Origin of the sequence: Pedobacter sp. V48 (assembly GCF_000523515.1) — a bacterium.
Lineage (GTDB): Bacteria > Bacteroidota > Bacteroidia > Sphingobacteriales > Sphingobacteriaceae > Pedobacter.
Window position 1 is genome coordinate 107,471 of record NZ_AWRU01000002.1, and the last position, 20,875, is coordinate 128,345.

The window sequence follows — 20,875 nt, forward strand, 5'->3', positions numbered from 1 at the left end:
TTGAAAGGAATAATTTTAGCAGGGGGAAGTGGCACAAGGTTGCATCCTTTAACCCTGGTAATGAGTAAACAAATGATGCCGGTTTATGATAAACCGATGATCTATTACCCATTGTCTATATTAATGCTGGCCGGAATCAAAGAAATTCTGATTATCTCAACACCTCACGATCTTCCTAATTTCGAAAAACTTCTTGGTGACGGTAGTGCCCTTGGTTGTAAGTTTTCTTACGCAGTACAAGAGCAGCCAAACGGATTGGCCCAGGCATTCGTAATTGGAGCGGACTTCATTGGAAATGATAAGGTTGCTTTAGTCCTGGGAGATAACATCTTCTATGGTGACGGAATGGCTAAGTTATTACAATCTAGTGCAGATCCGGATGGTGGTGTTGTATTTGCCTACAGGGTTTCTGATCCTGAACGTTATGGTGTTGTGGAGTTTGACGATCAAAATAGAGCGATTTCAATCGAGGAGAAGCCAGCTCAGCCTAAATCAGATTATGCAGTTCCTGGCTTGTATTTCTATGATAACTCTGTTGTGGAAATTGCTAAGAACATCAAACCTTCACCAAGAGGGGAATACGAAATTACAGATGTAAACAAAGTTTATCTGGAACAGGGTAAGTTAAAGGTTGGTGTATTGAGCAGGGGTACTGCTTGGTTAGATACGGGTACTTTTGCTTCTTTAATGCAGGCGGGACAATTTGTACAGGTAATTGAAGAACGTCAGGGATTAAAAATCGGATGTATCGAAGAGGTAGCCTACAGAATGGGCTTCATCGATAAAGAGCAGTTAAGAAAAGTAGCAGAACCTTTAGTGAAAAGTGGGTATGGCTCGTATTTGTTGAAGATTTTAAGATAGCCATCTTTTTATAAATCACAATTTTTCAACCAGTTGTAAATGTAATTCCATGCCGCTGTATGCATCTGTCAGCGGATTTTTTACCCTGCATGTTTTGATTCATTGATACATGCAGGGGTAAACCAATATCAATAAAAAGGCATTTTTGCGGCAGTGGCTGTATATTCCAAATCAATAGAGTCCATGGTGGTTGTATTATCTTTTGGACTTAGTGAGTACAGTTTTAGTCTCACCCTATGGCTGTACAAGCAGCCTCTTATTTCTATGCAAACAGCTTGTTATTCTTTTGAATTCGAAAAAAGATAAACCTTCCCGGATGGTATATCTATCAACCCAAGGTCTAATCAATTACCAGAATCTACGTTTTGTCATGCCCAGAGGACATGCATTTCTGAAACGGACTTACAATAGAGCATTGCATATTGCTTTCAAGATAGGTGATGCCAACTAATAGACATTTCTACTTAAACAATTCAGTGAGTGTTAAARTAMCCTCACCCTATGGCTGTGCAAGCAGCCTCCATATTAAATATCTTCTTCTCAAAGAACTAACCCTATCACCATCAAGCACAGGCCTGACACCTCTACTCAACTACTAGCTGAATCCCTGCTCTGTCCGCTTTATAGGCAATTTTTTCTTTCAGGCTGTAATAACTCCAGTTTCGCAATAAAAATTGATCATCCTTGGCTATTTCTTCCTTTAGTTCCTGATTGACAAGGATGAGGGTTGCCGCCTCATGCTTTACACACAGGTCTATCAGCATGCGGCTATACACATGGAGTTTATAGTCAATATATTTTCTTTCCTGATGCTGATAATCWTCCAGNGMTTTTCNTTTTTCGCTTGCGKCCRTGGCCACCCCGRTTRAARGTAACCGCCTTCTTTACCCGGTAGATCGCCGCCTGTATGGCTARTCTCCGGTGTAGGAATTCTTCCTTGTTGCCAATGGTGTGTTCCTGGCTGCCAATTTTAACGGTAACGGGGTGTTCAATAGATAGGAATGCTTCAGCAATAACAGAGGTATCCAAACGATGTTGTTCCTTTTCGATCTGAATGGCTGCCAGCAAAAAGATTTTACCCTGATCTAACTGTATATGACTTGCCCGGAGTTTTAGGGCGCCACCCTGAATTCTGTTCAACAAGATTTTTTTATCTGATCTGTCTTTACCCAAATAGGTCCTGAAAGGAATCTGAAACAGCTTAAAGCAAAAATTTCGTCCATCCGGCGTATGGCTTAGCTTTGAAATCACTTCCGCCCCGAAAGGCAAGGGGATATTCTTTTTATAGTTACGTAGCGATTTTTCACCTTTCCAATAGGCCACCTTTTCCTTGTTAAAAGAGGAAATCAGGGTGTTGTTTAGGTAGCTTAGAATATTTGTAGGAATCTGTCCTTTAAAATGATTGGAGAGTAACCGGTAGGTGGTGTTTTGCCTGGACGATTTTAAAATGCCGTTTTCTTCTTTCTTTTTATCAGCGATTTTAAGCTTGATTTCCTCTGTTAAATAAAAAAAATCTTTTACCTGTTCCTGGACGAAATGGTGGCTCATGATCATGTTGGCTGCACGGAAACAAATCCGCTGCCAGCTGTACAACTGATCCTTTGCTGCCTTAATCACTTCTTTGTCCTCGGAATTAATCAGCAGCTGGATCTTGCGGGTTAGGATCATGGTCTCTTTTTCCATAGCTTATTTTTTGATTCTTTTGATCTTGGTACAGGCCTGAGCGAAGGTTCGTTGAATGTGCTGCTGACTTAAATTCATTTGCCTGGCAATCTCTTCAAAGCTGTACTGGAGTTCGTAGCGCATGTGCAGGATCCTGGATTGCTCTTCGCAGAGGTCACCTTCGAATTTGAACTTGGTGGTCTTTCCAGTAGCCTCCAGTTTTTGTGAGCTGGTCAGAATGGACTTTAAGTTTTCCAGTGTTTTCTCGACCGTTGTGGCTACCTGATAATCAGAGATGCCACCAATATGCCAGGCAATACGCTCATAGTTGAAAGCGTATTTCAGGCAGAGCTTGATAAACAGTTGCTGATTTTCAGTGAGGTTGGGAATGACTGCTTCAACCTGCTGCCACTGCAGCTTTAAGCGGTCATCAAGTTCTTCCTGATAGAAGATGTCATCGGGATCCAATTCCTCTTCAGGATCGAAGCCTCCCATGAATTCCTGGTAGTTTTCGATCTCATCAAGCCTGAGCATATTCCGCTGGAAATTGTGACTGGAAGTTTTATAATAGGATTTGCAGGCTTCGATGGTGGTGTCACTCAAGAAGGTTTCAATGTGGCTGGGGTCGGTGATGCTGTTCCTGATTAGCCAGAGACGCAGAAAGGCTTCGCTGACGATGCTGGCCGCATTGGTATCATCTTTAATGTACCTCCTTCTTTTATAGAATAAAGGAGGGTAGAGGCGGTTGTAGAAGTATTCTAGGCCCTTTTCATCACCCTGACTAAATTTGAGGAAATAATGTTGGTTTTCAGTTAATCTGTTGTATTTCATAGCTCGTATTTCATACGAGTCTCGAATTGGCAGATAATAGATTTGGGATCTGCCAACCGTGGCGACTTAAAGTTTCTGAGGCCTTATGTTTACACGGAATTACAGCAGACCCCAAATCTATTTCGATACGCAAAGATAGCATAACTACGCATAGATTTTGGGATACTCTGCTGTCTTGCGTAAACGGCCTCAGATAATCGCCGCAAGACTCTTCTAAAAATCTTTATAAATTATATCATGTCATAAATTAGTTAATTGCAAAAACGCTAAGACTAAGATACATAATAATTTAATAGTCTCCTAATTAAGAGTATCTTTATTAAGAGTAATATTTGCCTTCTATTTTATCCAGTTTAGGGGTATAAATAAGTAAGAATGGCTGGGAGTAAGAAGAAAAGTGATTTACCACTGGATGTTAAGAAAATTGGATTGAGACTTAAGCAGATTAGAAAAGAACGAGGATTTAATAATTCGGATGAATTTGCTTATGAGTTTCAATTGAATCGCTCTCAATATGGAAAATATGAGGCCGGATCGGAAGATTTAAGAATTAGCTCGTTAATTAAAATACTTGATAAACTTAAAATTAGCTTAGGTGATTTTTTTAACCAGGATTATGAGAATATTCAGATATAATCTCCACTATCTAAAATTGAGGGTGAGAATTGATCTTGCCACAGACATTTAGACAAAAGTACTTATCGACGGCCTTAAATCGCTATCTAACGAAAAGGTAAAGCAATAAATAAGTTCATTGTAAAGTTGCATCATAGTTTAATTGTCTAGTCTTTATGTTTATCTCAATTTTGAGCCGCAATTGGTAACGGCTTTTTAGTTACCCCATGTGCACCATTAGTCAGTTTTTTTCAAAGTGATGGCTAAACAATAACGTTATTGCCAAGCCAAACTCTTTAGTAGAATTTTATATGCTATCAACAGATAAAAAATAACTATTTGAATTCTCCGCTTTTACCGATGTCTTATTCATTCATTTTTATAGATCCCAGTTTTGGGATGTTTAAAGATTTATAAATTAAATCTTTAAACAGAAGAGCATTGGTTTATATAAATATCTGTTTATGTGACTCTACGTATTTGAAGTAGTCCAAAAATATTTTCCTAATTATTAGGATATCATAAAATTACATTATACATTAGTGTATTATTTAACTAATACAGTAGTGATGATAACAATTAACAATCTTAATTTTGGTTACAGTAAGCATAATTTGCTTTTTAAAGACATGAGTATGCAGCTCAGCGCTGGTCATATCTATGGCTTACTGGGAAAAAACGGTGCAGGGAAATCTAGCCTATTGAAAAATATAGCAGGTTTGGTATATGCACAAAGCGGATCTTTAAAAGTGATGGGATTTGATCCCGCCAAAAGAGAACCGGAGCTATTAGCTGACATTTGTTTTATTCCTGAGGAGTTTTATCTCCCATCAATCAAAATTGATGCTTATATAAAGGCAAATGCTCCCTTTTATACGAAATTTGATTATGCCTATTTGAATGTGTTATTAGAGGAATTTAACATTCCGATTAGCAACAAGTTGGTAAACATGTCCTACGGACAAAAGAAGAAATTTATTATTGCCTTTGGTTTGGCCACCCAAGCAAAACTGGTGATCATGGATGAGCCAACCAATGGTTTGGACATCCCTTCAAAAGCGCAATTCCGTAAAGTGATGGCTTCCGCTTTAACTGACGATCGCTGCATTGTGATATCAACCCATCAAGTACGTGATCTCGATAATTTAATTGATACAGTAATTATGTTGGATGAAAGCACAATCTCATTAAAAGCATCTATTGAAGAAATCACCCAAAAACTAACCTTTAAAAAGATGAAGGAGTTAGATGAAACGGTGATCTACGCCGAGCCGGCATTATCGGGATATAACGTAGTTGTTCCTAACTTTCATCAGGAAGATAGCAAGATGGATATTGAGCTTTTGTTCAATGCTGTTATTGCAGAAAAGAAAAAACTTAAACCCATTTTTAATTAACGCGCTATGAGCAACTCATTTAATTTCAATCGTTTTTGGTTATTGGTAAAAAGACAATGGCTTGAGTTTGGGAAAATATACCTGATCAGTCTGCTGGTGATAACAGGTGCAGTCATTGCATTTTATTTTTATGCCCTGCCAGAGCCAGATTTACACACAACCAATCTCTCTTCAGTTTATCAACATAACAATGATGGATATGTAAATCTGAACTTTAGACTTCCTTTATTCCTTACGCTAGGTTTCATGTTTATCAGTATCATCGCCAGCGGGTATTTTTCATTGTTGGGACAAAAGTCTAAAGCAATAATCGAGTTAATGACTCCGGCTTCAACATTAGAAAAATGGCTTTGCGGAGTATTTTATACGAGCATTCTTAGTGTTTTTAGTTTTTTGTTGATTTTTTATCTGACTGATATGCTTTTTGTTAATTATTTGCAAAAAATCGTTGGCCAGATTAGCTATACCATAACATCAGACATGCGATCAGCTCCTGAAACTGTTGTACTTAGTGTAAAACCTTTTTTTATTGATTTTTTTGATCGTCAAGAAATGCAAAGCCTTGTTCTTTTTCCATTCGTAATTACCAGTGTTTTTCTTTTGGGCTCAGCTTACTTTAGCAGGTTTCATTACATAAAAACTGCAGTTGTAGTCATGCTCTTTTGTACAGCACTTATATATACAATGATCAAAGTAGCAGGATGGCTAACGTTTAATAAGGTACAGGATTCGGCTAATTTCGGATTTAGATCCCATAGCGGTGAAATGTTGGGTTACGTACTAATTGGGACCGCGTTGATAACATTGTTTTTCTGGACTGTAACCTTTTTTCGCGTAAAAGAGAAAGAGGTTTAATTAAATTACACAAACATGGAATTTAGAGATAATAAGGCAATATACCTTCAGATAGGGGATTACGTTTGTGAACATATTTTGTTGGGCAAATGGAAAGATGAAGAAAAAATACCCTCGGTAAGGGAGTTGGCCGTATCGTTGGAAGTTAACCCTAATACGGTAATGCGTACTTACGAGCTTCTTCAGAATAAAAATATCCTTAGCAACAAAAGAGGTATCGGATTTTTTATAGCGGAGGACGCCATTAAGCAGATAAAGCTTTACCGTAAAGTCCAATTTATGGACCAGGAGCTTCCTGTATTCTTTCGCAACCTTTATCTCCTGGATATTGGTTTTGAAGAGCTGGAAACTAAATATGAGAAATTTGTTAAAGAAACATTTACTAACCCTTAGGTTCAAGATGTCTTAACGACGTTGCAAACCACTAAAAAAATACTTCAATGAAAACAAGTAATAAATTATTAATCGCATTTGGAGTCCTGATGTTTGTTGTGCCCTTAACGATCATGGCCTACACGATAAACAGAGACTATAAAGATCCTGAAGAAATCAAGGAACAGGGCAATGCCAATTCACATTTTAATTCCCATTCTAATGGCTTTACCAGTATCGCACTTAAGGAAACGTTCAAATCTATAAGTATTACAGGGAAAGTACAGAATATGTGGTATGTGAATCTTGTCAACGACCAGGACTATGGCGTAAAAGTCTCGGAGATATATAAAGATTTTGTCAAGGTGAGTATTGATGCAAACGAGCAACTTCATATTACAATGAACGAAGGCTTTAAAGATGTAATGTATCCGATAGCCATCTATGTGTATGCGCCAAAAATAGAAACGCTAAACCTGGCCGGTGTAGATGCAATTACATTAACATTCAAAAATAAAACAGACGCATTACAGCTAAACGCCAAAGATGTAATGCAATTAACTATGGAGAGTGATTTCAAGGTTAATCACCTGAGCATCGACGCCGAAAAAGTTAATAATATGGTCTTTGGTGGAGCGGAACTCAAGTCTCTTAATTTGAATCTGAAATCTTCACGTTTTAAATCTGAAATGAAATCTTTCAATTCCCTAAATGTATCGGCATCAGATGGATCGGAATTGAGCATCTTCGGCGATGAACAAAGTAAAGCCCGTTTCGCTATTGAACAATTGACACTAAATACTTCAGGTAAAGTAGACGTGAATTTAACAGACATGAAATTGAACAACGTTTCTGGAACCTTATCCGATGAGACGATGATTAATGTGCCTGTTGTTTATTTGAAACAATTGATAAAATAGACGCACTTTTAAACTCGTACCTTAATTATGATCTTAAGCCAGCCCGAAATAGGACTGGCTTAATTATTATTACTTCATTTTGGCTTATAACTGGGGTGTTATGCCAAAATTGCTTAATATTTAGACAATTTCAGAAAACTTTGTAGATTGTAATTCGCTTTCTTTGAGAAACCAAATAAACCTAATAAGAAAGCTGATGAAATCTTTGTCCACATTCCTGTTTGCCTTATTGCTGATTGCTGGTCATGCCTTCGGCAAGGATATTTATGTTTCCCCAAAAGGCAGCGATAAGAATTCAGGATCCATAGACAAGCCTTTTGCCAGTATTAAAAAGGCTCAGCTAACAGCAAGAAATACACCCGGAAAAGTTATCATCTACCTTAGAAGCGGAACATACTACCTATCCGAGACTGTTGTATTCAGCCCAGAAGATTCAAGAAAAGCAAATGCCGGTCTAACCGTAAAGCCATATGCCAATGAAAAAGTAACCATTAGTGGGGGCACTCCTTTAACCCTAAAATGGGAGCCTTACAAAGAAAACATAATGAAAGCCAAAGTCAGTGGAGATCATGTTTTCGACCAGCTTTTTATTAACCGCCATCAGCAGCGCATGGCAAGATACCCCAACTATAACCCAGCTGTAAGGTTTTATGGCGGATCTTCGGCTGATGCCTTAAGTCCTGAACGCATTGCCAGCTGGAAAAATCCAGCAGGAGGATTCATTCATGCTTTGCATAAAGCAGAGTGGGGTGGATATCAATACCAAATCACAGGAAAAGATGCGGATGGTAAATTGAAAATGGAGGGCGGTTACCAGAATAACAGACAAATGGGTATGCACGATAAATACCGGTTTGTAGAAAACATATTTGAAGAATTGGATACTATAGGAGAATGGTACTACAACAAAGATGAAAAGCTGCTCTATTATTATCCCGAAAAATCAGACGCCAACCTTACCGCTGCTAAAGTAGAAATCCCACGACTAAAGCATCTTTTTGAATTCAAAGGATCAGAACAAAGTCCGGTTTCCAATATAAGCATCGAAGGTCTTGAGCTTACACACACGCTTAGAACGTTTATGGAAACCAAAGAGCCTTTATTGCGCAGCGACTGGACGATATACAGGGGTGGAGCAGTTTTAATGGAAGGTGCGGAGTCTTGCCAGATCAGATCTTGCTTCTTTAACCATGTTGGCGGAAACGCAGTATTTTTAAGCAACTACAATAGAAATAATAAAATCTCCGGTTGTCACATAGCTTACGCAGGCGCAAGTGGGGTTTGTTTTGTTGGCGATCCCAAAGCAGTCCGGTCTCCAAGTTTTGAATACGCTCAGTTTGTTCCGGTAAATGAAATTGATACCGTTCGCGGGCCAAAAACAAATAACTATCCCGCAAATTGCACTGTCGAAAATACATTAATGTACGGATTGGGGCAAATTGAAAAACAAGTCGCTGGTGTACAAATCTCCATGTCTATGAGCATTACGGCTACCCACAATACCATTTACGATGTCCCAAGAGCAGGTATAAACATTAGCGAAGGAACATGGGGTGGTCACGAAATTTCTTTTAACGACGTCTTTAATACTGTTTTGGAATCTGGTGATCATGGTGCATTTAATTCATGGGGCAGAGATAGATATTGGAATGCTAATGTTCCGGTAATGAATAAGATCGCTAAAGACAATCCTGCATTAATTACTGCCGATGTCATTAAAACCATTGCATTACATGACAACAGGTTTCATTGTGAACACGGATGGGATATTGATCTGGACGATGGATCAAGCAATTACCACATTTACAATAATGTTTGCTTAAATGGAGGTTTAAAACTACGCGAAGGCTTTTATAGAAGGGTAGAGAATAACATTATTTTAAACAATTCTTTCCACCCGCATGTATGGTTCGAAAACAGTGGTGATGTCTTTAAACATAACATCATCACCAGGAACTATTATCCAATCGGAATTAATTTTTGGGGCAAGGAAATCGACTATAATTTCTTTGCAGATAAAGCCTCATTAGAGAAATCGCAAAAGGCTGGTACCGACCAGCACTCTACATTTGGGAATCCTGAATTCTTAAATCCGGCAATTGGCGATTACAGCGTGAAAAGCACTTCTAAAGCGCTTACTGTAGGCTTTAAAAGCTTTGCTACAGATCAATTTGGGGTAACCTCTCCGGCGTTACGTAAGCTAGCGAAAAAAGCCCCAATTCCAGTGCTTAAAGGAATTGAGGGGATAAATACGAGTGAATCAACAGAATGGTTCGGCCTGCGCCTTAAAAATCTTGAAACATTAGGAGAACGTTCTGCAACGGGGATGCCTGAAGAAATAGGGATTCTGGTGCTTAGCGTTCATGCCAGCAGCCCTTTTGCCGGAGTGTTAAAAGCCAACGATGTTATTCTTTCCTTTAAGCAGAAAACCACAAATAAAGTTGCAGATCTGATTGCCCTACAGCAGCAAAATAAGTCAGATAAAGCTGTCGAAATAACTATTTTTAGAAATCAGAATACACAAAAGATTACCCTGGATAAACCACTTAAATAAAAATGAAACACACAACGACCATTTTATTTGCGTTAGTACTTTTCTGTAAAACCCTTGCATTTGGACAGCACGATCCTAAAGCATTAAGGGAATGGCAGGATCAAAAATATTCAATGTTCATTCATTACGGAATCTACTCTGTACTGGGTGGCGTGTGGGAAGGTAAGCCGGTAACCAAAGGGTTAAGTGAACAAATTCAGGCGCATGCAGGTATTTATAGTGATACTTACGCAGATGTTGCTAAAAGGTTTAATCCCCAAAACTGGAATGCAGATTCTATTGTTGCCCTGGCAAAAAAAGCAGGTATGCGCTCGCTGGTAATCACCTCAAAGCATCATGATGGATTTTGTATGTTTAAAACAAATACCACAGATTTTAACGTGGTTGATGCCACTCCATTCAAAAGGGATATTGTAAAAGAGCTTTCCGATGCTTGTAAGCGTGGTGGGTTAAGGTTTGGCTTGTACTTCTCGCTAATCGACTGGCACTTCCCGCAGGCATCGCCAATCTCGAGCAGCAACTCAGATTATATTACCCCCGAACATGTGGAATACAATAAAAAGCAGATTACAGAATTGCTAAGCAACTATGGCCCTGTTTCTGAACTGTGGTTTGATATGGGCTCCCAAAATGCTAATGAAAGCAAAGACCTTAGAGACCTGGTCCATAAACTTCAGCCAAATTGTATGATCGGAAGCAGAATTGGGAATGATATGGGCGACTTTAACGTAATGGGCGACAATCAGGAGCCTGATTATGCCATCGGAGTGCCTTGGCAGTCTCCTGCATCTTTCTTCGACGAAACATGGAGCTATCGTTCGTGGCAGGTGAGGGGGAGCGAAGAAGAAAAAATGCGCGAAAAACTAACCAGTTTGATCAGGGTTGCAAGTCGTGGCGGAAACTTCCTTTTAAACATCGGTCCAAAGGGAGATGGTTCTGTAGTTGATTTCGAAAAGGATGTTTTATTAAGCATCGGTAAATGGCTTGATAAAAATAAAGAAGCCATTTATGGAACAGACCCGGATCCTTTTCACATCTCATTCAAATGGGGAAGCCTAACCAGCAGACCTGATAAAATTTATCTGCACCTGCTTTCAGCTCCTGAAAATGGAGTGATCACACTTCCTGGTCTTACCGGAAAAATTAAAGATGCATATGTTCTTGGAGAGGATAAAAAAGCGAAATTCTCCCAAAATGCTTCAGGGGTGAAAATTAATGTACCAGAAGGTTTAGACGTCAGCAAAGAGTTTAAAGTAATTGCAATAGAATTTGTTCATGGTTATTCAGTACCTCCTGCAAATATCATCGCTTTCACTAAATCGCCTTTAATTCTTGACGCGCACAATGCCTTTAAGCACTACAGCAGTTCAGGCATAGATTACAACAACCGTTATCAGAGTACGGTAAAGGAATCATGGACCATTAGTCCTTCAAAAACCGGGGATCTCGCTCCTGCAATCTATTACACAGATGAAGAAAAAGGAAAGGTTATAGATGTAGAAGTGAATGGTAAAGCAACAGTGGTAACCTTAATCGGAACCGGAGCAGAAAAGTTAAAGAACGATCCTTCCGCCATTACATGGGGCGGTATCTATCAAACAGGGCCGCTTTATTCTGGTGTTGGTGGCGTACATGGTAACCTGACTAATGTAGATGTAAGCAAACCATGGCCAGATTCAAATGGTGGAACATGGGAGAAAAAGGGAGAACTGAAAAATAATGTGACCTACGAAATAAAAGCCGACAGAAATTCGGCAACCTACCTTTTACAAGAAATAACTTCAGCTAAAGATCAATCATATCTGGTGGGCATAACCAGTGGAGATGGGGTAACCGTAACACTGAACGGAAAGGTGCTGGCAGAGCATAACAATCCTTTTAAAGACAAGCAGTTGAAAGATGTGATTTTATTGCCGCTAAAAAAAGGAGCAAACCAGCTTATTGTTAAGTATTACAATGGATTCAAAAAGGTTAATGTAATGAGCATTGATAACAATGTAAGTCAAGCCATTTACCATCAGGAACTAAAACCAATGGCTGTAGAAAAGGGCAAGTATTATCCCGTTAGCTGGCAATTGCATAAACCGCTTTCTCCGCATACTACTATCGGATTATTTAACGCAAGAATCGAAATCAAATAATAACTCAGTGTCTTTATTATGGTATTTTGCAAATCAAGCTACGTAACAAGAATAATAGATGCTTTATTTGCCAAAATAGCTTAATAATAAGATAAAATGGTAAAATAAATCACTTCAAAAAACGCGTTCTTTGATTAACCAAAAAATTAAACCAGATGACTAAAAACAAGTACCTTTTTCCGTTTATTATGATTACTTCCCTGTTTTTTATGTGGGGTTTTGTACATAATCTAGATCCAATACTTATTCCCCATTTAAAAAGGTCTTTTAGTCTAAGTACTTTAGAAGCATCTTTGGTTGATTCTGCAGTGTTCATCGCTTATTTTTTTATGGCACTTCCAGCGGGATTTATTATGAAAAAGTATGGCTATAAAACAGGGATAATTCTGGGGCTTGCCTTATTTGCCATAGGATCATTTTTATTTATACCAGCAGCGAATACGCAAGCTTACGTATTCTTTTTGGGTGCACTATTTATCATAGCATGTGGACTAACCATTCTGGAAACAGCCGCCAACCCTTATGCATCATTGCTTGGCCCTCCTGAAACGGCAACGTTTCGATTGAATTTTGCGCAGTCATTCAATGGACTAGCAGCAACGGCTGCTCCAATAATCGGTGCTAAAATTATTTTAATAGAAGGGATATCTGATGAGAAGTTAAGTAAAATGTCTGCCTCTGCAAGGGAATTTGCTTTGGCATCAGAAGCTTCATCAGTAAAAACACCATATCTGGTGCTGGGGAGCATTATTCTGGTAATAGCGATCATCTTTGTCTTTTTGAAATTACCTGAAATTGTGGAGACAGAAGAACCGGGCGACAAAGCAACTGACCATACCCTATTGGATGCGCTTAAACACAAACATTTAAGGTGGGCCGTTCTTGCACAATTCTTTTACGTAGGTGCTCAGGTATGTGTGTTTAGCTTTTTTATTCTGTATGCTACCAAAGCTGCCGAAATAGATCAGCAAAAGGCAGCTGGTTATGCAGGTATCGGCATGGGCTTAGCCTTCCTGATTGGAAGGGTACTTGGTACGTTCCTCATGAAATTTATTAAAGCAGAGCGGTTATTGGCTATTTATGCTGTAGCCAGCATGGTACTTTGCGTTCTTGCAATCGTAACACATGGCACCATATCATTATTTGTTGTTATCGGAATTGCATTCTTCATGTCCATCATGTTCCCTACCATCTTCTCTCTGGGTATTAAGGATCTTGGAAAAGACACGAAATTTGGAAGCAGTCTGATCATCATGTCTATCGTGGGTGGCGCAGTATTGCCTCCGGCAATGGGTTACGTTGCTGATATAGCTGATATTCAGATAGGTTATATCGTGCCATTAATATGCTTCGCAGTTGTATTTTTATTTGGCGTAACCGGTCACAAGGTTGTTAAAAGAACATAGAATTAAAATCTTAGAAAATATATAAAATGAAAAGATATTGTTTAGCGCTTGATCTGGTAAATGATCCTGATCTGATCAAAGAATACGAAGTAATGCATCAGCAGGTATGGCCTGAAATTCAGGAGAGCATCACCTCTGCCGGAATCGATACAATGGAAATTTACAGATATGGCAATAGGCTGTTTATGATTATGGAAGTAAATGGTAAATTTAGCTTTGAAAAGAAGGGAGCCATGGATGCCTCAAATGAAAAGGTACAGGAATGGGAAAAATTAATGTGGAAATATCAACAGGCAATCCCGGGTGCTAAACCTGGTGAGAAATGGGTGATGATGGATAAAATATTTGAATTAAAAGCATAATGTCAATAATAACTAATAAAAGTTTTTTGCAAATACATCCAGACGATAATGTTCTGGTAGCCTTACAGGATTTGCAGAAAGGACAAAAAATTGAATGGAACAACTTAACGTTCGATTTAAAGGATGATGTACACGCCAAGCATAAGTTTTTCATAACGGATAGGGCAATTGGTGAGGATGTTTTAATGTATGGAGTATTGGTTGGCAAAGCAACTGCTTTTATTCCTCAGGGAGGGTTAATGACCACCGAAAATGTTCATCACGCCTCTCAGGATTATGCTTACAGAAATGTAAATTACCAATGGCAGGCTCCCGACGTATCAAAGTTTCAAGACAGAACATTCAACGGATATCACCGTCAGGATGGTAAAGTCGGAACAGCAAATTATTGGTTATTTATACCTACAGTTTTCTGTGAAAACAGAAATATGGATGTTATAAAAGAATCATTATACAATACCCTGGGCTATAATGTAACCGATAAGTACAAACAGTTTACAGATCAGTTGCTTACTGCATATCAGGACGGAGAATCAATAGATTCCTTTAATGTAGATAGTCTTGCATCTGCTCAGGCAACTAAAAAAAGAGTATTCAAAAATGTTGATGGTATAAAATTCCTTAATCATCAGGGTGGTTGCGGGGGCACACGTCAGGATGCGGATCTGTTAAGTAATCTGTTAGCTGCTTATGCGGATCATCCAAACGTAGCAGGAATAACCGTGCTTAGTCTTGGTTGTCAGCACCTGCAAACACAAAGCTTGCTGGATGATATCAAAGAGCGCAATCCTACTTTTAATAAAAAGGTCTTGATTTTTGAACAGCAGCAAAGCCAGAGTGAAGAGCAGCTGATAAAAGATGCCATTCTTAAAACTTTTGAAGGTTTAACCGAGATCAATAAAATAGAAAGAAGCCCTGCTCCACTTAGTAAGTTGTGTGTGGGGGTTAAATGTGGTGGTAGCGACGGGTTCAGCGGTATTTCTGCTAATCCTTCAGTTGGCTATACCTCTGATCTTTTGGTAGCTCTTGGAGCCAAGGTATTGTTGGCAGAATTTCCGGAACTATGCGGTGCAGAACAAAACATAATCGACAGGTGTGTAGATAAACCAACGGCCGAGAAATTTATCAGGTTAATGCAGGAGTACGATGCCCAGGCACATGCAGTAGGTTCCGGATTTCATATGAACCCATCACCTGGAAATATTAAGGATGGTTTAATAACCGATGCCATCAAAAGTACCGGAGCCGCTAAAAAAGCAGGTACTTCTCCCGTAGTAGATGTTTTGGATTATACCGAGCCGGTAACCAAACCAGGATTAAGCCTGGTATGTACTCCTGGAAATGATGTGGAGGCAACAACAGGAAAAGCGGCCAGTGGTGCTACATTAATCTTGTTTACCACGGGTTTAGGTACGCCAACAGGAAATCCTGTTTGTCCGGTAATTAAAATAGCAACAAACACAGCCCTAACCAACAGAATGGGCGACATCATTGACATAGACACTGGTGCAATTATTCGTGGCGAAAAAACCATTGAAGAAATGGGCGAAGAAATTCTGGAATATTGCGTCAGAGCTGCTAGCGGCGAAATCACACCTAAAGCAGTATTGTTGAATCAGGATGACTTCATCCCATGGAAAAGAGGCGTTTCATTATAATAAGGTAAGCATGTTCAGTTTAAAAGGAAAATCAGCAATTATTACAGGCGGAGGAAGCGGAATAGGCAGAGCAATATCTGCTCTATTTGCAAAACAGGGAGCTTTGGTTCATATTATCGAACTCAACTCGGAGGCGGCCTCACAAACAATAGACGAGATCAGTAAAGCAGGCGGAAACGCAATAGGCTATAGCTGTGATGTAAGTAACCAGGCTCAGGTAATCGATATCTTTAACAAAATAGGAAATATAGATATCCTCGTTAACAACGCTGGTATTGCCCATGTAGGAAAGCTGGAAACCACAAGTGAAGATGATTTCACTAAGATCTTTAATGTAAATGTTAAAGGGGCTTACAATTGCTTGTATGCTGCAATCCCGGCATTGAAAAAAAGCAATTCACCAGTAATCCTTAACATGGCTTCTATCGCTGCGTTGGTTGGCATTACCGACAGGTTTGCTTATTCTATGAGTAAAGGCGCTATTTATGCCATGACACTCTCTGTAGCGCGCGATTATATGGCCGACGGCATCAGATGTAACAGCATTTCACCAGCAAGGGTGCATACGCCTTTTGTGGATGGCTTTATTGCCAAAAACTATGCAGGTCAGGAAGAAGCTGTTTTCGAAAAACTATCCAAAAGTCAGCCAATAGGCCGCATGGGTAAACCAGAGGAGGTAGCCTCTCTGGCATTATACTTATGTTCAGACGAAGCTGGTTTTGTAACTGGAAACGACTATCCTTTAGATGGAGGATTTGTTAAATTAAATAACTAATTTGAGTTTTTAAATAAATATATATCAATGAAATTAATCAGATGGGGAGCAGCCGATCAGGAAAAAACCGGCGTTATTATAAACGATATTTGGTATGATACCTCGGCCTTTGGCGAAGACTATAATGAAAAATTTTTTAATGATAACGGATTAGCCAGACTGGATGCATTTGTTAAAGCAAATGAGGGTAAATTGGCCCAAGTCCCTGCAGGCACACGTTTAGGTTCACCGGTCGCACGTCCTTCAAAAATAGTTTGTATAGGATTAAACTATGCAGATCATGCAAAGGAAACCAATGCACCAATACCACCTGAACCTGTTATTTTTATGAAATCCTCTACTGCTATGGTGGGGCCTTTTGATGATATTGTGATCCCTAAAAATTCTGTAAAAACAGATTGGGAAGTTGAGCTGGCAGTTGTAATCGGGAAAAAAGCATCTTACGTTGATGAGGCTGATGCGCTTGGTTATGTAGCAGGTTACGTTTTACATAATGATGTATCAGAGCGTGAATTCCAGATCGAAAGAAACGGAACATGGGACAAAGGAAAAGGTTGCGATACTTTTGCTCCTTTGGGTCCATTCCTTGCCACACAGGATGAAATTGCTGATGTAGACAACCTTAGACTTTGGCTTAGCGTAAACGGCAAAATAATGCAGGATGGAAATACTTCCAACTTTATATTCAATGTACCTTTTGTAATTTCATATGTAAGTCAGTTCATGACTTTACTACCTGGAGATGTAATCTCTACCGGAACACCGGCAGGTGTTGGATTAGGATTTAATCCTCCTGTTTATCTTAAAGAAGGTGATGTTGTAGAACTTGGTATAGATGGCCTTGGCAGCTCAAAACAACAGGTTAAAAATTATGTTAAGAATTGATTCTCATCAGCATTTCTGGAAATATAATGCAGTAAGGGATAGCTGGATAACCGATGATATGGCGGTGCTGCAGGATGATTTTCTTCCAATGCACCTTCAGCCCGTTCTTCAGCACTTTGATTTTGATGGTTGTGTGGTTGTTCAAGCAGATCAATCTGCTGCCGAGAATGCCTTTCAACTTCAAAATGCTAAGGACCATTCTTTTATTAAGGGCATAGTCGGCTGGGTCGATCTGAGGGCTGCAAACATCAGTGAGCAGCTGGCCGATTTAAGCGAACATCCTCAGATGAAGGGATTCAGGCATATTCTGCAAGGCGAAACAGACCGGGCGCTAATGCTCAAGCCTGATTTTGTTAACGGAATAAGCAAGTTAAAGGATTACGGATTCACTTATGATATATTGGTTTTTCCTGATCAGTTACAATATGCCGCTGAATTGGTAGCTAAATTTCCGGACCAGCCCTTTGTACTGGATCATATTGCTAAACCGGATGTTAAAAATAAAAACATTGAGGATTGGGCGCTTGATATACAAAAACTGGCAGCTCATGAAAATGTATACTGTAAAGTATCTGGTCTGGTAACTGAGGCAGATTGGAAATACTGGAAAAAAGAAGACTTTACCCCATATCTTGATGTGGTTTTTGAAGCCTTCGGAACAAATAGACTGATGTACGGGTCCGATTGGCCGGTAAGCCTGGTTGCAGCTGCTTACGGGCAGGTGGTAGATCTGGCTAAAAGCTATGTTTCCGAACTCTCAGAAAACGAACAAGGGTTATTCTGGGGAGGTAATGCAACTAAATTTTACAATTTGAAATAAGCAATCTATGGATCTGCAATTAAAAGATAAAGTAATTATCGTAACAGGTGGTGCTAAAGGCATTGGCGAGGGCATTGTAAGGGTATTGGCCAAAGAGGGAGCCATTCCTGTTATCATTGGAAGAAACGAAACCGATAATTTGAAAGTGGCTGATGATATAGCCGCAAACGGAGGTAAAGTGTTTCAGGTCGTTGCTGAATTAACTAATCCGGAGGATAATGCTAAGGCTATCGCCCAGGTGTTGGAAAAGTTTGGTCGAATAGATGGATTGGTAAACAATGCAGGCGTAAATGATGGGGTTAGCTTAACCAGTGGCAGCTATGAAAAGTTTATGGAAAGCTTACATAAAAATATTGTGCATTATTATTTAATGGCACATCACGCTTTACCATCACTCATTAAATCAAAAGGGTCTATTGTTAATATAGGTTCAAAAGTTGCTGATACTGGTCAGGGTGGTACATCAGCCTACGCAGCCGCTAATGGGGGTAGAAATGCGCTTACAAGAGAGTGGGCGGTTGAAWKMTWRSMKCATGGCATTCGTGTAAATTCTGTGATCGTATCAGAGTGCTACACGCCTTTGTATCAAACATGGATCAGCTCCATCCCTAATTCTGAAGAGAAACTGGCTTCTATTAAAGCCAAGATCCCATTGGGAAATAGAATGACAACTGCCGAAGAGATAGCCAACGCTACGGTGTTTTTGTTGTCAGAACTTTCCAGCCATACTACAGGGCAACTGGTGTATGTTGATGGGGGATATGTTCATTTAGACCGTTCCGTTAGCTAAAGAAAAAAGAATAATGTACTTCTCCTCCTCAAATATTTTGCTGAAGGGGATGAAAAACACGCCTTTACAGTAAGTATAGGCGTGTTTTTTATGTCGAAATATACATCATTCTAACAGAATGACGTGGGAGGAGATAAAATAACGATTGTGCTATAATCACCCTATTCCAATAAAGCCTCCTTAAATATCCCTCGTTTCCTGTTTCAACCACTCTGCTTCTTCTTTACTCAAAAACGGACTAAGTTTCTCAAAAACCAACGTATTATAACCATTTAGCCAATCAATCTGATTTTGTTCCAGTAAATCCTTTTTAACAATCTTAGTGCTTATCGGCGCAATTGTTAAACATTCAAAAGCATAAAATTCATTAAACTCATTGCTTACATCCTTAATGGTGTTTACCAGGTTTTCAATTCTGATACCATGTTTCCCCGGACGGTAAATCCCAGGTTCAACAGAAGTGATCATTCCAAGTTCAATAGCAACGGGCGTTGCAGTTGGGTTAAATACCTGCGGACCTTCATGTACATTTAAAAAATAACCTACACCATGTCCGGTTCCATGCCCATAATTAAGCGCATAATCCCATAATGGTTTGCGCGTTATCGCATCAATCTGATAGCCACAGGTACCTTTTGGAAAGCGCGACTTACATCCGTCAATCATTCCTTTTAATACCAGCGTATAATCCGTTTTTTCTTCTTCTGTATTGTTTCCCATCGGGATGGTACGGGTAATATCCGTTGTTCCATAAAAATACTGGCCGCCGGAATCTACCAGAAATAACCCCTCAGCTTTTACTTCCGAATTGCTTTCTTCAGATGCCCCATAATGAGGCAGGGCACCATGCGCTTTAYAMGNCRCTMWTCSKATYWWARCNTNATYMCSAASAAAYMSWKSMTGSKYTRMWMWGRANTTMCGKARWWCAGCWNGMTRYWSAWWGWTCMGWAAYKNAANAGTTTTTCCAATGTTTTCCGAAAGCCATTTCAGGAAACGGKTAATCGCAACCCCGTCTTTGACCATTGCTGTGCGCGTATTGGCCAACTCTGTCTCGTTTTTAATGGCTTTAAGCTGGGTAGATGGGTTGATGTCTTTTACCACCCTAACCGTTTTCGGAATCAACTTAGCATAGGCAAAACAGTTCCGTTTCGGATCAATGAATATCGAGCTGTTCTCCGGAATCCTTTTTAAAGCATCCTCTATTTCTTCGTAATCAAATACTTCTACACCTTCTTTTAACAACTGCGCCTTATCATCAGCACTTAGTTTATCCGGGTTGATGAATATTTTAGCATGATCCTGGTTAATTAATGCAAAACTTAAAACCACAGGGTTGTAGCTCACATCATTGCCGCGGATATTAAATAGCCAGGCCATATCATCTAATGATGATATTAAATGATAAACCGCACCTTGTTTGCCCAGTGCCGAACGAACTTCCGCAAGCTTACTGCTTACCGATTGTCCGATATGCTTTTCTGCTACCAAAAATGCGTTTTGATTTGGCAGTTCAGGTCTGTTTTCCCAAATAGCACTTAAATAATCTTTATTGGCTAAACTGATGTTCTTAACCGAAAACTGCTGTGTAAACAGATCTCCTAAAAGCAGCGATAGCAATTTCTCATTGCTGGCAACTACTGCACCACTGTCCAGCTTTTCAATAAGCCATTGAATATATTCAGGAGCATGTTGAACTTTTTGTTTTACCAGTTCAAAACCACTGTTTTCTAATTGTTCAGCAGCCTGCTCAAAATAACGGAAGTCGGCCCATAAGCCTGCAAAATCAGCCGTTATGACCAATGTGCCTGCCGATCCGGTAAACCCGGAAGCAAATGGAATGCATTTATAGTGGTCTGGCAGGTATTCGCTAATGTGTGGATCTGCAGATGGAATAATATAAGCCTGTACATTGTCGGCTTGCATTTGTTTACGTATCGCGCTCAGTTTTTCCGGATAAGTCATATCTAGCTT

Annotated in this window: 17 protein-coding genes and 1 pseudogene; 15 read left to right on the forward strand and 3 right to left on the reverse strand. The window is 39.5% G+C overall.

What is annotated here, in order from left to right:
• Complete coding sequence (rfbA, locus tag N824_RS01860) at window positions 1-861, forward strand: glucose-1-phosphate thymidylyltransferase RfbA (RefSeq protein ID WP_048903448.1); 861 nt, start codon at window positions 1-3, stop codon at window positions 859-861.
• A 584-nt stretch (window positions 862-1,445) separates the two neighbouring features.
• Here the strand turns inward: rfbA and N824_RS32930 are convergent.
• Both N824_RS32930 and N824_RS01870 read right to left on the reverse strand, forming a co-directional pair.
• Window positions 1,446-1,625: a hypothetical protein gene (locus N824_RS32930; RefSeq protein ID WP_200869793.1), complete on the reverse strand. Its 180-nt coding sequence runs from the start codon at window positions 1,623-1,625 to the stop codon at window positions 1,446-1,448.
• A gap of 922 nt (window positions 1,626-2,547) precedes the next feature.
• Entirely contained in the window at window positions 2,548-3,354 is an 807-nt protein-coding gene (locus N824_RS01870; RefSeq protein WP_048903449.1) for a sigma factor-like helix-turn-helix DNA-binding protein, read from the reverse strand.
• A gap of 375 nt (window positions 3,355-3,729) precedes the next feature.
• On the opposite strand from N824_RS01870, the gene N824_RS01875 reads away from it, so the two are divergent.
• From N824_RS01875 to N824_RS01940, 14 genes are all read left to right on the forward strand, one after another.
• A complete protein-coding gene (locus N824_RS01875; RefSeq protein ID WP_048903450.1) occupies window positions 3,730-3,990 on the forward strand; it encodes a helix-turn-helix domain-containing protein in 261 nt (86 codons plus the stop codon).
• Between the two features lie 548 nt (window positions 3,991-4,538).
• On the forward strand, window positions 4,539-5,366 hold the full coding sequence (locus N824_RS01880) for an ATP-binding cassette domain-containing protein (protein ID WP_048903451.1): 828 nt from the start codon (window positions 4,539-4,541) through the stop codon (window positions 5,364-5,366).
• Between the two features lie 6 nt (window positions 5,367-5,372).
• Window positions 5,373-6,221: a hypothetical protein gene (locus N824_RS01885; protein WP_048903452.1), complete on the forward strand. Its 849-nt coding sequence runs from the start codon at window positions 5,373-5,375 to the stop codon at window positions 6,219-6,221.
• A 15-nt stretch (window positions 6,222-6,236) separates the two neighbouring features.
• A complete protein-coding gene (locus tag N824_RS01890) occupies window positions 6,237-6,614 on the forward strand; it encodes a GntR family transcriptional regulator (protein ID WP_048903453.1) in 378 nt (125 codons plus the stop codon).
• 47 nt (window positions 6,615-6,661) lie between these two features.
• Window positions 6,662-7,513, forward strand: a complete 852-nt coding sequence (locus tag N824_RS01895) for a GIN domain-containing protein (protein ID WP_048903454.1) — start codon at window positions 6,662-6,664, stop codon at window positions 7,511-7,513.
• Window positions 7,514-7,709: 196 nt separating this feature from the next.
• Complete coding sequence (locus N824_RS01900; RefSeq protein WP_048903455.1) at window positions 7,710-10,067, forward strand: PDZ domain-containing protein; 2,358 nt, start codon at window positions 7,710-7,712, stop codon at window positions 10,065-10,067.
• A gap of 2 nt (window positions 10,068-10,069) precedes the next feature.
• Window positions 10,070-12,208: an alpha-L-fucosidase gene (locus tag N824_RS01905; RefSeq protein ID WP_048903456.1), complete on the forward strand. Its 2,139-nt coding sequence runs from the start codon at window positions 10,070-10,072 to the stop codon at window positions 12,206-12,208.
• A gap of 155 nt (window positions 12,209-12,363) precedes the next feature.
• Entirely contained in the window at window positions 12,364-13,614 is a 1,251-nt protein-coding gene (gene fucP, locus N824_RS01910) for an L-fucose:H+ symporter permease (RefSeq protein ID WP_048903457.1), read from the forward strand.
• A gap of 26 nt (window positions 13,615-13,640) precedes the next feature.
• Complete coding sequence (locus N824_RS01915) at window positions 13,641-13,976, forward strand: L-rhamnose mutarotase (protein WP_048903458.1); 336 nt, start codon at window positions 13,641-13,643, stop codon at window positions 13,974-13,976.
• On the forward strand, window positions 13,976-15,634 hold the full coding sequence (locus tag N824_RS01920; RefSeq protein ID WP_152541963.1) for a UxaA family hydrolase: 1,659 nt from the start codon (window positions 13,976-13,978) through the stop codon (window positions 15,632-15,634). The genes N824_RS01915 and N824_RS01920 overlap by 1 nt, the downstream gene beginning before the upstream one ends.
• 10 nt (window positions 15,635-15,644) lie before the next feature.
• Window positions 15,645-16,409, forward strand: coding sequence for an SDR family NAD(P)-dependent oxidoreductase (locus N824_RS01925; protein WP_048903607.1), 765 nt, complete (start codon window positions 15,645-15,647; stop codon window positions 16,407-16,409).
• A 27-nt stretch (window positions 16,410-16,436) separates the two neighbouring features.
• A complete protein-coding gene (locus N824_RS01930; protein ID WP_048903459.1) occupies window positions 16,437-17,294 on the forward strand; it encodes a fumarylacetoacetate hydrolase family protein in 858 nt (285 codons plus the stop codon).
• Window positions 17,281-18,114 (forward strand): amidohydrolase, encoded by an 834-nt coding sequence (locus N824_RS01935; protein ID WP_048903608.1) that lies wholly within the window; start codon window positions 17,281-17,283, stop codon window positions 18,112-18,114. Before N824_RS01930 ends, N824_RS01935 begins: the two co-directional genes overlap by 14 nt.
• Window positions 18,115-18,121: 7 nt before the next feature.
• Window positions 18,122-18,904, forward strand: a complete 783-nt coding sequence (locus N824_RS01940) for an SDR family oxidoreductase (protein ID WP_048903460.1) — start codon at window positions 18,122-18,124, stop codon at window positions 18,902-18,904.
• Between the two features lie 180 nt (window positions 18,905-19,084).
• Here the strand turns inward: N824_RS01940 and N824_RS01945 are convergent.
• Window positions 19,085-20,866, reverse strand: a pseudogene (locus N824_RS01945) (aminopeptidase P family N-terminal domain-containing protein).
• Between the last annotated feature and the right edge of the window lie 9 nt (window positions 20,867-20,875).